Raw genomic sequence first — 14,962 nt, 5'->3', positions numbered from 1 at the left:
CATGACTGCAACTAACCCGACAACCGACGCCGCTCACCAAAAAATAGCCATCACCGTCGATCATCTGGTCAAGTGCTTCGCTGAAATCGAAGTGCTTCAAGACGTGTCGTTGGCTGTGCCGGAAGGTACGGTCACGTCGATCATCGGCTCGAGCGGTTCCGGCAAGAGCACCTTGCTGCGTTGCCTGAACCTGCTGGAACGACCGGACAGTGGGGAAGTGTGTATTGCCGGCGAACGCTTCCAGTTCGGTAATGGCCAGCGCATCGCCCACAGCGATCTGGAGCGATTGCGCAGCCGCGTCACCATGGTGTTCCAGCAGTTCAATCTCTGGCCACATCTGAGCGCGCTGGGCAACGTCATAGAAGCACCGCGTCACGTCAAACGCCTGGGCCGGCGCCAAGCCAGACAGCTGGGCGAACACTATCTGGAAAAGGTCGGCATGATCGACAAACGCGACACCTACCCGGTGGCTCTGTCCGGCGGTCAGCAGCAGCGCGTCGCCATCGCCAGAGCACTGGCGATGGAGCCCGAGATTCTATTGTTCGATGAACCAACGTCGGCACTGGACCCCGAGCTGGTCAGTGAAGTGCTGAGCGTCATCCGCGATCTGGCGGATGAAGGCCGCACCATGTTGCTGGTCACCCACGAAATGCATTTTGCCCGCGAAGTATCCGACCAGGTGGTGTATCTCGACACCGGTCGGATCGAGGTCGCCGGCACACCGGAGTCAGTCTTCAACGACCCCCGGTGTCAGAAATTCGCTTCACCGACCGCCTGAGAGACCTTCCAGGCGCTACCGAGAACCCGAAGAAGACAGGAGAACACCATGAAATCCAAGCTATTGCTTGTTACAGCCACCCTGACCGCCTTGATGGCGACGTCATTCCAGGCCCAGGCCGAAGACCCGATTCAAGTCGGTATTTCCGGCGAACCCTACCCGCCTTTCACCTACAAGGCGTCCAGCGGTGAATGGACCGGCTTCGAGGTCGATCTGGCTTTCGCGATCTGTGAGCAAATGGGCCGCACCTGTGAAATCTCACCTACGGGCTGGAGCGGCATCATTCCGTCATTGAACGACGGCCGTATTGATCTGATCATGAACTCCATGTCGATCACCGAACAGCGCCAGGAAGTCATCGACTTCAGCATCCCCTATTACTTCACTCCCGGTGCCTACGTCGCCGCAGCCGACCGCGACCTGGACATTCCTGACGGGCTGGATGGCCTGGTATTGGGTGTACAGGCGGCTACAACCAACGCCAGTTACGCTCGCCGCGCATTGCGCGATAGCGGCGTCAATATCCGGATTTACGACCAGGCCGAACAGGTCAACGCCGACCTGCTGTCCGGTCGTCTCGATGTCATTCTGGCCGACCAGATCGCCATGGCACAGTTTATCGAGCGTGAGGAAGCCTCGGCCTTCGAGATCAAGGACACCGCACCGCGCCACGAAGCCTATGGCGAGGGTATCGGCATCGGCCTGCGCCAGGACGACGACGCCCTGGAGCGCGATCTCAATGCAGCCGTGCGCACGGTAATCGACAACGGTACCTGCGGCCGCCTCTCCGAGGAGTACCTGGGTACCGACGTCTGCGTCTACGAATAAGGCGGGTACCAACCTGACCCGCCCCCCGGTCGAGACGGCTGAACGCTGCCCCGGCCGGGGGTTGTTTCGTCAAGTAAGACAGGAACCCAAATCTCATGACTGCCATGCAACCGGAGAGCTTGCTCGACTGGGCCGGCCCCATCGCCAATGGCGCCCTGGTCACCCTACAGATCGCTGTCCTGGCCTACGCGATCGGCTTGCTGCTGGGTCTGATCGGCGCCAGCGCCAAGCTCAGCCCTATACCTCCTTTACGTGCGCTGGCCACCGGCTATTCAACGCTGATCCGGGCCGTACCGGAATTATTGTTAATCATTCTGCTGTACTACGCCGGGGGCGACGCCATCGAATGGTTGCTGAGCCTGTTCGGGTTGGACAGCCGCATCGAGATCAGCGGTTTCGCCACGGCCGTCGGCGTACTGGCTTTTGTTCAGGGCGCCTACATGACAGAAGTATTTCGTGGCGCCATTGTCGCCATTCCAAGGGGCCAAATCGAAGCTGCCGACGCCTTCGGCTTCTCACGCTGGACACGATTTCACCGCATCGTTCTGCCCGGCATGTGGCCCAATGCACTGCCCGGTCTATCCAATTTATGGCTGATTCTGATAAAGGATACGGCTCTGATCAGTGTTATCGGCTTCAACGAACTCTTCTTCACGATTCAGCAGGCCGCCGCCAGCAGTCGCGCCCATTTTGTTTTCTACGCCGCCGCTGGGGCGATCTACCTGCTTATGACCATGACATCGACTGCCATCTTTGAACGACTTGAGCGCCGCGTGCGCCGGGGGGAAGCCTGATATGAATTATTCCTGGCTCAGCGATCCTTTTTACCAGGAGTACCTCTGGACCGGTTTCGTCAATACCCTCTGGTTGGTCGCGGTTTCTGCCACCGCAGGCCTGGCTCTGGCTGTCCTTACCGCCCTGGCCCGATTGCGCGGCCCGCGACCAATAGCCTGGCTGGCCAGTGCCTATGTCACCGTCATTCGTGGCACGCCGCTGTTGGTGCAGTTGTTTTTCTTCTATTACGGCGTCGGCCGATTGATGGAAGGTGTGCCCGGGTTGCGTGAAAGCTGGTTCTGGCCGATTGTGCGCGAACCGTTTTTCTTTGGCGCGCTGACCTTCACTCTGAGCGTTGGGGCCTACTCCGGCGAAATTTTTCGAGGGGCCATGCAGAGCGTACCCGCCGGGGAACTGGAAGCTGGCCGAGCCTTCGGGCTCTCACCCTGGCAGATCCTGTATCGGCTATGGCTGCCGCGTGCGTTCCAGATCGGCCTGCCCTCGCTCACCGGTGAAATGATCCTGTTGCTTAAATCGGTTCCCCTGGTGTCGACCATCGCCGTCATGGACTTGCTGCAAGCAGCCAATATTGTCCGCGACGAAACCTTTCTGGTATACGAGCCGCTTCTGCTGATTACCGGGATCTACCTGGCCATCGTGATTTTGCTAACGCTGGTTATGCGCACAGTCGAGCGTTCCTTCCCCGGTGTTCGGGCGACCCAGGGGCGGTGGCTGCCAATGCGCAGGCTGTAACGCGATCATCCGTAAGTACACGCCCGAGCCGCTGTGGCGGCAAAGGGCCACCTAACAGAATAATCGTGTTCTATGATATCCGGTGGGTGTCCTCGGTAATCTCGTTAAACCTTGCGCAGCTGGGCTTCCAGCTCCTGAATCCGCTGTTGATCAGGCGTTATAGCTTTGCCTTTAGCGGGCGCCTGGCTGCCTCTTGCTTGAACTCGCTTGTGACAGAATATCTCTTCAATAGAAAACCACACTGTTGAGTGGTTGTTTACCACCCTTATGGAGTATCCAGGATCATTGGTCCACAACACAGAGCCCTTCGGGAGCAGTTTAGAGACTCCCCAGTTTACTCAATTCGCTCCATTGTAAAGCGATTGTTTCCCAGCCTTAATCGGGCACTCACTGCCTTACCGCTGGTAACTTTAAATTTAAAAAACAGCGGGATTTGTCGCAGATAAAAACCACCCTCACGGTCTGCATACATTCTGGCCGTTCGAACCTCTTCGCCCCGGGCAGTAAATTCGGAATAATACATATTGCCAGACTGCTCGCTGATGGTAACGGTATTGGTATCGCCAACGAAATGGTAACGGCCCAGATACGGCTGCATTTCAGCAACGCTTAGGTTAACAGCGGGCGGGTAGTCGAAGCTGGGCAAAGACACGGCATCCGGCATCAACAGGTGCTGAGCCACTTGCTGTAGGTCATCATCAGCCGATGAATTACTGACCAGCACTACACCAACTCCGTTGTCGGTTCTGAATCCAATGAAGGCCTGATAGCCGTTGCCATCGCCGCCATGATGATAGATTCGGATACCGTTCTGCTCATAAACCTTCCAGCCGAGTGGGGTGCCGCTCACCTTCCCCAGCGCCAGGTCAAACCAGGCTTTCTGCTGCGAACTGTCCGGGTAAAGATGGCGTTCAACAAAGGTCAGCAGTTCGGCTGTTGAGGCATAAAGCCCCCCGGCACCTCTGGCTACAGAGGGTGTTCGATTGGCGTCACCGGTAATGGGCTCTAGCCCTTCGTGCGGTTGGGCCAGTAAATCGGCATTGGGCACGTAGCCCGTGTTAGCCAGCACCAACGGCCCGGCTACCCGGCTGGCGACCAGTTCGTCGAGCGAGCGCCCTGTCGTCTCTTCCAGGGCCAGACCCAGCAATGCCATACCGGCATTGGAGTACTCGTATTCAGCGGGTAGAACCTGATCTGTGCCTAACAAATCCAACAAAGGGGTCGCGTCGTTGTGTTGCAATGCGGCCACTGGGATGTCTCTAGGCAAGCCGGCGCGATGCGTCGCCAAATACCCCAATTGAATGCCGCCAGGCCGTGCATGTCCAGGCCAGAGTTCAAACAACTCCTGATTCAAATCCACCCTGTTTTCCATCGCCAGAGCCGCCAGTACTTCAGCGGTAAACACCTTGGTCACCGAGCCTGTCGCGACTTGACTGTGCTGACTGAAAGGTTCTGCTGCGCTGATGTCGTTCACGCCGTGAGCGGAAAAATACCGCCCGTTTGGATTAACCAGCCCGATAGCGATACCGACGCGGTGTTCATTGTCGACCGCCCGTTGCAAGGTGTCCTCTACCGGGCTCGGAATGCGCTCCACGTTAGCCGTGTCGTAACCTACGACACAACCGGCCAGTGGCATCAGCGACACGCTCAGCAAGCAGATGAAAGCTTTCATTTCGACTCCTCTTCGTATTCAAGAATATCGCCAGGCTGGCACTCTAGTGTCCGGCATATGGCCTCCAGCGTGGAGAACCGAACTCCTTTCGCCTTGCCTGTTTTCAGTAGCGACAAGTTAGTAACCGACACACCGACGCGGGCCGACAGTTCATTCAATGACATCTTCCGGCGCGCCATCATCACATCGAGCCTAACCACGATCGCCATCAGATGATTTCCTCGCTTTCTTCACGCAATGCCACTCCCTCCCGAAACGCCTCAGCCACGACGAGCAACAGCAAACCGGTAACGGCAAAGCCCCAATCAATGGAAAACTGGAGCTGGAAGCCATTGCCATTTGGTGTTTGGAAAGAAGAAACCAGTGCCAGACCCAGATCGGGCAACTGGCGCACAAGCAGACCGTGCCAGAGTGTGTCTCGCAACGCTTGCCACAGAGGAAAAACCACCAATATGAGCCCAATCCAGCGCAGGCGGCTTACACTGCCAGGGGTGAATGACAGGCCTTCGCAAACCTCGCCGATGAAACGCCGCATCCGCCACAACCCGGCGAGCACCAAGGTTCCTGAAATGGCAAGATCCAGAACCCGCAAAGCCCAGTGCCAGCCATAACCGAAATGCTCAATGCGCAGCACCCCTTGCTCTATGGCCAATGCTGCTTCCATATTAGCGGCCGAAGCCTGCCAGTCCGAACCGGGCTGCGCAGCCACAACGGGCCATTGGCTTAGCAGCGGCTCATCGAGCAAGGGCGCACCCAGCAGTATCCCCGCGGCAACCACAAGGAAGCCCAGAGCCAATCCGAGTACCAGGTTTACCACCCCTTTCAGAACACGTGCCGTCATGACGGTAACCTCCAGTCTTACTTTAAACAGTGACTGAAGACTAGCCGAGAGAATATATGAATAGCAACTATAATTTTATGTTAAACATAAAATATTGATAGGCATTCTACACCTGACTTTACTGCGAATGGACACGCCAAAGGGCGGTAGTCACATTGAATAGCGGTGCTAATTGAATGGGTTTACGGTGATTGAATTCAGAAGAAACGATCTACTGATATGGCAACATGCACTAAAAGAATTCGGATTCAATGCTTGAAAATGTTCGCTAGCGCACCGACACCAGGGTGTCGTACAAATGTCACATGGAGACTGACTATGTCACTGCGTATAAATGATATAGAACGCGCTGTTGACCTTCCGACAACACCGGGTTAGACAGCACAAAAACGGGCCATCAAAAGGTCTGGAATAACCTAGCACCAATAGCCCCGGCACAAAGCTCGCTTTCAGGGTGACTTCTGGTGAATATCGCTTTGAACCGACTCAACTGCAGCCGAGGTTGGGTCTGTAAACCGGCAAAGCTGGGGTTCAGCGCCTTATCGGACCCAAAAACAGTACTTTAGTCGCTATAGCTGATGCTGGATCGACCCTAAACTGCCCTGAATCTGTTCATTTCAGCAAGGGCAATAATTATGACGCCATCTACGGCACGTTCCCTGGGAAGACTGCTTCTGGCCGCACTGGTGTGCGGCGTGTTCAGCTCTGTACCAGCAATTGAAAAAAGCGACTATCTAACCACGCTAGCGACAATAGAACCGCAGATCCTAGTGGCGATACTGTTCCAAGCAGTGATGGCCATTCTGTATGTGGCCATCGTGGTTGTGACCTACCCGATCGTTAAAATGAACAGCCCAAGCCAGGCGGTGGCCTACCTGGCGTTTCGCCTGACCGGTGCAGCGTTTTTGTTTGTCGGCATTGTTACTTTGATGCTGCTGCAGCTGCTGGGTCAGCAGGTTGCCCAGGTCGGGGCGAACCCGCCCGCCTATTATGAATCCCTCGGCATGCTCTTGCGACAAACACGCGATGGTCTGAACCATGTCGGAATGGTTCTGCCCTGGGTGATTGGTGGTTTTTTCCTGAACCTCGCTTTTCTGAAAACCAGGCTGATTCCCCGGTGGCTGCCTGTTTGGGGCTTTCTCGGCATTGCTCTAACGCTGATCGCCACTTTGCTCTATATGCTGAGCGTTGTTCAGGGGGTGTCGTCTCCGCTTTATTTGATACTAAACGTACCACTGGCGTTTCAGGAAATAGCCCTCGCCGTCTTCTTGCTAGTCCGGGGCTTTCGAAAAGAGTCATCTATCAGTATGACCATGGCGCGTGGGTAAGACTTCTCCCCCTATCCAGCGTCATTAAAATGGAGTGTTCTGTGATGCTAAATCTAGAGAAAAAGTTTCTTCTCTGCCTGGTACCCGCCGCTCTTTGGGTTGCCGATGTTTTTGCGGAAAACACCTCGCCGGTGCCGGAGCCTGTGCGCAGCAGTGTGACACAAGCGATGGCCGACTACGATGTGCCGGGCCTGGCAATTGGCCGCGTAGTCGCCGGTGAAGTTGCCTGGCTGGGTACCGTTGGCCAGGCAGATGAAAACAGGCCGGTCGATGTCAACACGATCTTTAATGTGGCATCGCTGACCAAACCCCTGTTTGCCACCCTGGTGATGCATCTGGTTCAGGATGGGCGCCTGGCGCTCGATGATCCACTGGCTTATTACTGGATCGACCCGGATGTTGAAGACGACCCGCGGCACCTGCAACTAACCGCCAGGCTGGCGCTAAGCCATCAAACCGGATTTCCCAACTGGCGCGGCAACAATGAACTCGCCTTCCTATTTGACCCGGGTAGCCGGCACGAATACTCCGGCGAAGGGTTCGAGTATGTTCGCCGGGCCCTGGAACGAAAAACCGGCCAGACTCTGAGTGAACTGATGGATCAGTACATAACGGCACCGCTGGGAATGGAAGACACCCGGTTTGGCTGGCATCACTCACTGGAAGAAAAAATTGCACGCGGATTTGACGAACAAGCGTCACCCCTCGACATGGGATATTTGCAGCAGCGTTCGGCAAATGCCGCCGCCAACACCTTTACCACTCTGGCCGATTACACTCGCTTTGCGGCCTGGGTGAGTCGTGGTGCCGGTCTTGAGCCTGCGCTGTTTAATGACATGATGACGCTGCAATCTCAGCATGAAGCCCCCTGGGAATATTTCGGCCTTGGCTGGCGACTGGTGCAACTGGATAACCGAACCATTCTCGAGCACGATGGCCGGGAAAACGGCGTTCGCACTCAGGTGTTTGTTGATCCGGCTGTCGGTGATGGCCTGGTGATTCTGACCAACAGTTCCAATGGCGAACTGGTGGTACGGCCATTGGTTGAGGCGGCCTGGCGCGACAGCGATACCTTGCTGCGGCAACGCGACCTGGATACCTGGCACTACCTGCAATCGCTTCCCGTGGCGATGCACCAGGGGTTATTGCAGTTCATCTCAACTTCGCCATCCTTTACCCAAAAACTGATGCATGCCGCACAGATCGGGCTTATCGAGCCTGCGGGACTGCCCGTCAGCGAGTACGATGCAATAAAGGCGAACATCGATCCGTTTGTCAAAGCCTTTCACGACCAGCAGGTGAATCAACCGGCGGTACTCGACCTGCTGTTGATGCTGGGTGAGGTTGATGGAGATAGCTTCCGGCTTTCGCACAGCTTTACCGCCGAGCAGGCCCGGGAGTGGGGTCGACAAATTCAGTTGTAACAGATTCAGGGAGTGACCGATGCACACCAACTCATGGGTGGCTGGCATTGTTTGCCTGGCCATCGCACAACAAACACCCGCTGAGACAGCACCGCCCGCCTGGGTTAACGAAGGCCCCTATGCAGACGAACGGTCTTTGTTTATAGAGCTGCCCATGGACGTACTGGCTACTAAACTGTTTGTAGAGGTAGAGCTGGGAGGGCACCCCCGGCGATTTGTATTTGATACCGGCTCGCCTTCCATGGTCAGCGCTGATCTGGCTGCAGAACTCGGCCTGGACATCATAGATACCCGCCAGGGGCGGGACGCGCATGGAGCCATTATTGAAACCAACATTGCCCAGACAGACCTGACGCTGGGTGAGGTCACCTTCCACAAAGTTCCAGTTTATATTGCCGAGTTTCCCGAGGCCGCCCAGTGCCTGTTCGATGGTGTTCTGGGCTCGGAAGTGTTGCCACTTTGCGCCTGGCAAATGGATGTGCCCGACGCCATGCTGCGCTGCGCTGCCAAGGTGTCCGAACTGGACTCGATCGCGACAGCCCGTCAGCAGACACTCTACGATTTTGGGTATCCACATACACCGTTCTTTGACATCCAATTGTCCGAACAGGCCAGCAGCAAAGCCATGTTCGATACGGGATCTTCCGAGTACCTGACGCTGTCTCCGATGGATCGGGATGGTGCCGCACGCGATGGCGGCATTGGCCGAACGGTGTCGGGTTCCGGTTCGCTGGGACAATCGCTGGGGGGTGCAGCCCCCGTAACCCGGCTGCAAAGCGTGCGTCTCAATGAGGTCAGTGTCGGTTCAATTGAACTGGGGGCGGTCGATGCACCGGTTAGGTCGCTGGCACCCAGTCTGATCGGGGCTTCGCTGTTGAACCATTTCGTTGTAACTCTGGATGCCCGTGCGAACACAGCCTATTTCGATGCCTATGAACCAGGCCCGTTTCAACGCGGGACGTTTGGGTTTGGGTTACAGTTCGACGGGGACGTAACCGTATCGCAAGTCTGGGCCGACTCTCCAGCCGACGCGGCTGGAATGGCCGTGGGCGACCGGGTGACGTCAATCAATGACAAGGCGGTAACGGCAAGCTGTGAAGACATGAGGCACACCATGCGGCTGATGGCTGATGCGGAGCAGCTCGATGTTGAATGGGAAGGGTCTCGCCAAACACTGACACGTACCAGATGAGCGGCTCCATTTAGCCAGGCGTTTGACGGATCTGTCACGCTACGCGTCGGCAGGGGTACAGCGGATCAGATGTGTTGCTGCACATTAACGCTGATCTTGTAAAAGAAGTTCAGGACCTAACACCAAAACAGTTGAAGGAGACTTTTACTGCCAACCCGAGGCAGTCAAACCATTATTTGGCGTGCATCCACTCCATAAAATGACCGATTAAGGATTGCTAGCATGATAGTGCTCACCTACGCTCAGCAAGGTATCATTCTGAACATCGTTGGGGCGCTGATTATTGGATGATTGATCGAGCCAGTTCACGGTACCGGGGCTTTCAATGACACAATTACCACTATAAGTTTTGTTGTATCACTGATCGGCGCGATAGGATTGTTTGGAATTGTAAGTCTGCTCCGAGGCTGAGCTATCCGCTAAGACCGGTAATTATGTATTAGTATTAAGTTATCTGGAAATGGATTACCTTGAAAGGAGTCAAAGCAATTTGGACTTCGCTAGTCGTGATCGTGCTTTTAGCCAACTACCATCGGTTGCGCGGTAAGTGCCATCCAGAAGGTCACCGAAGAGTACAATGACGATACCTACGAGACTACCAAGATGAAAGTAACAATGGTTGAAGACCCCGATGTCAAGGCGCGGGAAGTTAACGTTGAGACATTCAAAGGTGTTGCTAACCTAATCGGGTTTTTCCAATCGCAAGCCGCCATGAACCAGCCTGTTTTCATTGTCGACGTATTGAGGCTTTGACCTCCGCCATAAACGATATGACGATCAAGTAAGGTGGTTAATAGCTTCATCGGGTAAAACAAAAACAGTGTCCTAAATCAAAAGAGCTACCTACCTTTTGCGGCCCCTCGAGATTGCCTGGTAGAGTTGTTCAGAGACCCGTTGGGTTTCAACTTACTTTTGGCGCTATCATTCGAGAATGCTTTCGGGTATCTATAGGGTATGACTACGACCATTCTTGCCACTAAGCTTTACGCGCCACCGACCAACGCGCGGTCCGTTCGTCGGCCACGCCTGATAGAACGCCTGAATGCTGGCGCTAATTCCAGACTAACGCTGGTGTCCGCACCAGCCGGCTTTGGCAAGACTACCCTGGTCAGTGACTGGACGGCGGTCTGCGAGCATTCGGTTGCCTGGTTGTCGCTGGATGAGAACGACGTCAGTTTGCCGCGGTTTCTGTCGTATATGATGGCGGCCCTGCGCCAACTATCAGTTGAGTTCGGTGACGGCGTGCTGGCAGCGTTCCAGGCGCCTCAGCCACCGCCTTTAGAAGTTATTCTCACCGCTCTGATTAACGATCTTCAGCGTCACAAAACGCCCTTTACCCTTGTACTCGATGATTATCACCGCGTCGATTCCAGCGCCGTGGATGAAGCGCTGGTTTTCTTGTTGGACCATGCACCAGAGCAATGCCATCTGGTAATCGCCACCCGCGAGGACCCGGCATTGCCGCTGGCCCGGTGGAGGGCCCGGGGTCAACTGACTGAACTACGTGCTGCCGATCTGCGCTTCACACAGAAGGAGGCTGTTGCGTTTCTGACCCAAGCGATGGGTTTGAATTTACCGGATAAGGATATTGCCGTACTTGAACAGCGCACGGAAGGCTGGGCGGCCGGGCTGCAACTGGCAGCCCTGTTTTTACAGCGTGAGCCTGAACAAAAAGACCGGGTAACAGCGTTCTCAGGGCGTCACCACTTTGTGCTTGATTATCTACTAAAAGAGGTGCTGAACGACCAACCCGATGACGTTCTACAGTTCCTATTACATACGGCCGTGCTTGACCGTTTTTGTGCCCCCCTGTGCGATACCGTTCTCGCGACCGCACCCGGTACGAGCCGTGTTTTGCTCGATCGGATCGAGCGCGCCAACCTGTTCCTTGTACCGCTGGACAACGAACGTTATTGGTATCGCTATCACCATCTCTTCTCCGACCTGTTGCGCCAAAGGCTACAGCAATCCGAGCTTGAGGCTCTGCACCTGCGCCCGGCTGAGTTGCATCGCCGTGCCAGTCACTGGTTTGAGCAACAGGGCTGGCATCTGGAGGCGTTTCAACAAGCGCTGGCCGCCGGGGATATTGACCTGGCCGCGCGCCGGGTCGAAGGCGATACGCTGCCGCTGCATTTGCGCGGTGAGGTGATGCCAGTGCTGAACTGGCTAATGACGTTGGCCGAACCGGAAAAGCGGGCACGGCCGGGGCTGTGGATCATGCAAGCATCGGCCTTGATGATGATTGGACAACTGGAATCTATTGAGCCCTGCCTGCAGTCTGTCGAGCAGGCGTTGAAGGGCACTGACCTAGATGAATATCAGCGCAACTTACTCGGCCATGCACATGCCATTCGAGCTTTTCTCGCAGTCAGCCAGCATCGGGTAGACGACCTTCAACACCATTCCAGGGAAGCTCTGACAATGCTGCACCCTGAGAACTTGGCGGTACGTACAGCAGCGAACTGGACGCTGGGCTTTGCCCGGCAGCTAAGTGGCGACAGGGCAGCCGCACACCAGGCCTATACCGATGCACTGGCCATCAGTCAGGCCATTGGTCACCAGTTGATCACCTTCCTCTCAACCCTGGGGCTGGCCAGCCTGAAAGCCGCCAACAATGAACTGGTGGAGGCGGCGTGCTTCTACCAGAAATTGTTGCAAAAAGCGCCAGATCCGCTGTGGCCCATTTACTGCGAGGTCCATTTAAATCTCGCGCACCTGCACTACCAATGGAATGAGCTTGAAGCCGCCGATGATCACGCCCGCAAGGCAAGGGTGCTGGCCAGCCAATTTGCCTATCTGGATCGCACACTGGCCTGCGATATTTTGCTGGCGAAACTAGTGGCGGCGCGCGGTGACGTGCCGGGCGCCATCGCCCGCTTAAGGCGGGTTCGTGAAATTGCACTGCAGCACGCCCATAACGCTGTAATGCCTGAGCTTGTCACTGAGTTGAATCGGCTTCTGATACAAACTGGTGACTGCAACGCGGCTGCCGATGTGTTGCAGGGCCACGACTTGCCATTGGCTGAGGCGCGCCTTGCTATCTCTCTTCGAAATACTTCGGCGGCATTGACTCTGTTAGACCAGGCTTATGAACGAGCACTAACCAATGAGTGGGCTGATGAACAGCTCAAACTTCGGCTGATGCAGGCCCTGGCCTTTGAGGCGGCCGGGCAGCCTGACAAAGCGGCGGCTCGGCTTAGAGACGCGCTGGTACTAGGCGAGCCCGGAAACCATCAACAACTTTTTCTGGACGAAGGGTTGACCATGGCCAGAGTGCTGGCGTCAGTTTGCCGGTCAGGTACGGAATCGAATTACCTGATGCGTCTGTTGGAAGCCTTTGGTCCAGTGTCTCCCACCCGGAAATTGAGCCCCGTGCAGACACTGATTGAGCCGTTGAGCCATCGTGAACGGGCTGTCTTGTCACTGATCGCCGAAGGCTACTCTAACCAGGCCATCAGCGAGCGTCTGTTTCTCGCCCTGAGCACTGTGAAAGGCCACAATCGACGCATTTTCGACAAACTGGGTGTACAACGCCGTACCGAAGCCGTTGCCCGGGCCAAGGCGTTTGGTCTGCTCCCCTAACGTTCTCGTCAAAGACTGACGTGTGTTCAGAATCCTACCCAAAACCCTACTTAAGTATCTACCGCCTACCATAGCCGCTGGTTAGAGTGAGTTCATCGATTTGTATCCGTTTATAAAAGGGGTGTGGATGAACCGTTCAAACGAGTCTGTCAATCAGCCTGGCGTACAGCCAAGCCGGAAGTCGGACCAAGTTTTATACGAGATTTGGCTCGACGGTTGTCTGGATCCCTGCTGGGCAAGTTGGTTTGGGGCTACCGAGGTTCGCTGCTGCGACCAGGGTCAGGGGCGCGATCAAACTCGCCTGCTATGCCCGGTAGCAGACCAGGCCGCTTTGTATGGACTTGTTCGTAAATTGAGGGACCTCGGATTGTCGTTGGTTGCACTCAAACGGATTGATGTGGCTTCCTCGTCAGAGTAAGGAAAGCAAGATGAAAAGGGTTTGCATCGTCGGTGCATCTGGGAAAACCGGCCAATACATGGTGCAGCACGCATTGGACAAGGGCTATGAAGTGGTCTGTGTTTGCCGTGAACGAAGCGTCAAAAAGCTGGATCGGTTCAAGGGCCTAGTTACCATATTACCCGGTCACACAAATGACCGGTATGTCATTCGCAAGGCCGTTGCTGGCTGCGATGCTGTCTTAACCGTGCTGGTACCCATCTGGGTGCATCAGTATGCAACACATACCGCTCAGGCCGTGTTAGATTTTTCACCCAGAACTGCTCGGCTGGTGTTTTCCTGTAGCTGGCATATAACCAAAGATGAGCGTGATCGCCATTCACGACTGTTCATTGCAACCACTGCTGTGGTTGGATGGCTAGCGCGTCTGTTCCGGGTTTTTGATGTAAGCGATCAGGCAGATGCCTGCCAATGCATCTTTGCCAGCAATTCCCTATGGACGGTCGTGCGCGGTAGCAATCTGGAGGAAGGTGACAGCCAGGGCCTTCCGGTTTGGGCGCCTCACATCGGCGACCCCCTGCTTGCCAGCAACATCACCCGACGAGTCGACTTTGCCCTGTTTATGGTGACGGCATTGGATAACGACGCTCTGATTCGACAGGCACCTGCCATTGTCGGTCGCCAGACCCCGTCAGCGATTAGCCAATGTTCATTCAATCGGATCCGAGGGCAGGTGAGCAAGGACGGATTTGCCTCACCTGGGCGTCTTGTTTTTTTAAACGGATACCCTGCAAAAAACAGCGCTGAGCAACCATTCAGAAGGAATTGATATCTTGCCACGCTTGAAATAATCCTCATCCAATAGCCAGTCAATGCGGATCAGCGCTGTGTCGAACAGAGCCTTGATCACCCATTCGCAACGGATGATTCTTGGAAACGAAAGTGTCCAGGTGAACCATTGTTTCCACGCTGGCAATCCTATGGAAAAACCATGATTCACTCAAATATACCGATATTTGTAAAACATCATAACCTGAGTCTAGCCCGGATATTTCACCAAACAGCCTAAAGTAGCACTGCATAGAATTTGTTGAATGTTTTCGAGCAGCTCCACAGCTACAGGTCGATTTTGACCCGGATTCCCGATTTTCAGGCACACTTCCCCTTACCCCGTTGTTTAAAGTGTGCCGGGTCAGCACTGGTTATGGCTATGTCGAGTTCAGGTTGTTCAGTGCGGTTTCAAACAGTCCTTGATATGGGTAATGACTGGGCAGCAGGAAGCGAATTCGGCGCGTATTGTGTATGACGATGGCCGCCACCTTACACAGCTTTAGCCGGATCGTGTTCACTTGCGCGTTAGCCAGTTCCGTTCCCTGTAGAGCCAGTCGGCGCA

14 protein-coding genes are annotated in these 14,962 nt (G+C 55.3%); 10 read left to right on the top strand and 4 right to left on the bottom strand.

Going from position 1 to position 14,962, the window contains the following annotated elements; translation table 11 throughout:
• Position 1 precedes the first annotated feature (1 nt).
• The 4 genes from G565_RS0112330 to G565_RS0112315 all read left to right on the top strand — a co-directional run bounded on the left by G565_RS0112330 (position 2) and on the right by G565_RS0112315 (position 3,133).
• Positions 2 to 778 carry an amino acid ABC transporter ATP-binding protein gene (locus tag G565_RS0112330; protein ID WP_028671193.1) on the top strand — a complete coding sequence of 259 codons (777 nt, stop codon included), beginning with the start codon at positions 2 to 4 and terminating at the stop codon, positions 776 to 778.
• 48 nt (positions 779 to 826) lie between these two features.
• Positions 827 to 1,606 carry a transporter substrate-binding domain-containing protein gene (locus tag G565_RS0112325; protein WP_037339070.1) on the top strand — a complete coding sequence of 260 codons (780 nt, stop codon included), beginning with the start codon at positions 827 to 829 and terminating at the stop codon, positions 1,604 to 1,606.
• 95 nt (positions 1,607 to 1,701) lie between these two features.
• Complete coding sequence (locus G565_RS0112320) at positions 1,702 to 2,400, top strand: ABC transporter permease (RefSeq protein ID WP_028671191.1); 699 nt, start codon at positions 1,702 to 1,704, stop codon at positions 2,398 to 2,400.
• Between the two features lies 1 nt (position 2,401).
• Positions 2,402 to 3,133 carry an ABC transporter permease gene (locus G565_RS0112315; RefSeq protein ID WP_028671190.1) on the top strand — a complete coding sequence of 244 codons (732 nt, stop codon included), beginning with the start codon at positions 2,402 to 2,404 and terminating at the stop codon, positions 3,131 to 3,133.
• A gap of 334 nt (positions 3,134 to 3,467) precedes the next feature.
• On the opposite strand, the gene G565_RS0112310 is transcribed toward G565_RS0112315, so the two are convergent.
• Genes G565_RS0112310 through G565_RS0112300 form a run of 3 tightly spaced genes read right to left on the bottom strand, consistent with a single transcriptional unit; the run spans position 3,468 to position 5,646 of the window.
• Positions 3,468 to 4,805, bottom strand: coding sequence for a serine hydrolase domain-containing protein (locus tag G565_RS0112310; protein ID WP_028671189.1), 1,338 nt, complete (start codon positions 4,803 to 4,805; stop codon positions 3,468 to 3,470).
• A complete protein-coding gene (locus G565_RS0112305; protein ID WP_028671188.1) occupies positions 4,802 to 5,014 on the bottom strand; it encodes a helix-turn-helix domain-containing protein in 213 nt (70 codons plus the stop codon). The genes G565_RS0112310 and G565_RS0112305 overlap by 4 nt, the downstream gene beginning before the upstream one ends.
• On the bottom strand, positions 5,014 to 5,646 hold the full coding sequence (locus G565_RS0112300) for a DUF2975 domain-containing protein (RefSeq protein ID WP_028671187.1): 633 nt from the start codon (positions 5,644 to 5,646) through the stop codon (positions 5,014 to 5,016). The genes G565_RS0112305 and G565_RS0112300 overlap by 1 nt, the downstream gene beginning before the upstream one ends.
• Before the next feature lie 635 nt (positions 5,647 to 6,281).
• On the opposite strand from G565_RS0112300, the gene G565_RS0112295 reads away from it, so the two are divergent.
• From G565_RS0112295 to G565_RS24010, 6 genes are all read left to right on the top strand, one after another.
• Positions 6,282 to 6,974: a DUF4386 domain-containing protein gene (locus G565_RS0112295; RefSeq protein ID WP_028671186.1), complete on the top strand. Its 693-nt coding sequence runs from the start codon at positions 6,282 to 6,284 to the stop codon at positions 6,972 to 6,974.
• Between the two features lie 44 nt (positions 6,975 to 7,018).
• Positions 7,019 to 8,398 (top strand): serine hydrolase domain-containing protein, encoded by a 1,380-nt coding sequence (locus G565_RS26050; protein ID WP_051207845.1) that lies wholly within the window; start codon positions 7,019 to 7,021, stop codon positions 8,396 to 8,398.
• Between the two features lie 19 nt (positions 8,399 to 8,417).
• Positions 8,418 to 9,590: an aspartyl protease family protein gene (locus G565_RS0112285; RefSeq protein ID WP_028671185.1), complete on the top strand. Its 1,173-nt coding sequence runs from the start codon at positions 8,418 to 8,420 to the stop codon at positions 9,588 to 9,590.
• Between the two features lie 603 nt (positions 9,591 to 10,193).
• Entirely contained in the window at positions 10,194 to 10,343 is a 150-nt protein-coding gene (locus G565_RS26800) for a hypothetical protein (protein ID WP_157600073.1), read from the top strand.
• Between the two features lie 201 nt (positions 10,344 to 10,544).
• Entirely contained in the window at positions 10,545 to 13,172 is a 2,628-nt protein-coding gene (locus G565_RS0112275; protein ID WP_028671184.1) for a winged helix-turn-helix domain-containing protein, read from the top strand.
• 428 nt (positions 13,173 to 13,600) lie between these two features.
• On the top strand, positions 13,601 to 14,398 hold the full coding sequence (locus G565_RS24010) for an NAD(P)-dependent oxidoreductase (RefSeq protein WP_211227174.1): 798 nt from the start codon (positions 13,601 to 13,603) through the stop codon (positions 14,396 to 14,398).
• A gap of 379 nt (positions 14,399 to 14,777) precedes the next feature.
• On the opposite strand, the gene G565_RS0112260 is transcribed toward G565_RS24010, so the two are convergent.
• The coding region (locus G565_RS0112260; protein WP_028670480.1) for a transposase at positions 14,778 to 14,962 on the bottom strand (185 nt) is incomplete at its 5' end.

The sequence above is a fragment of the Saccharospirillum impatiens DSM 12546 genome (assembly GCF_000423605.1).
Lineage (GTDB): Bacteria > Pseudomonadota > Gammaproteobacteria > Pseudomonadales > Natronospirillaceae > Saccharospirillum > Saccharospirillum impatiens.
Note: the sequence above shows the minus strand (reverse complement) of the source record. Positions and strands in the feature narration are given on the sequence as shown.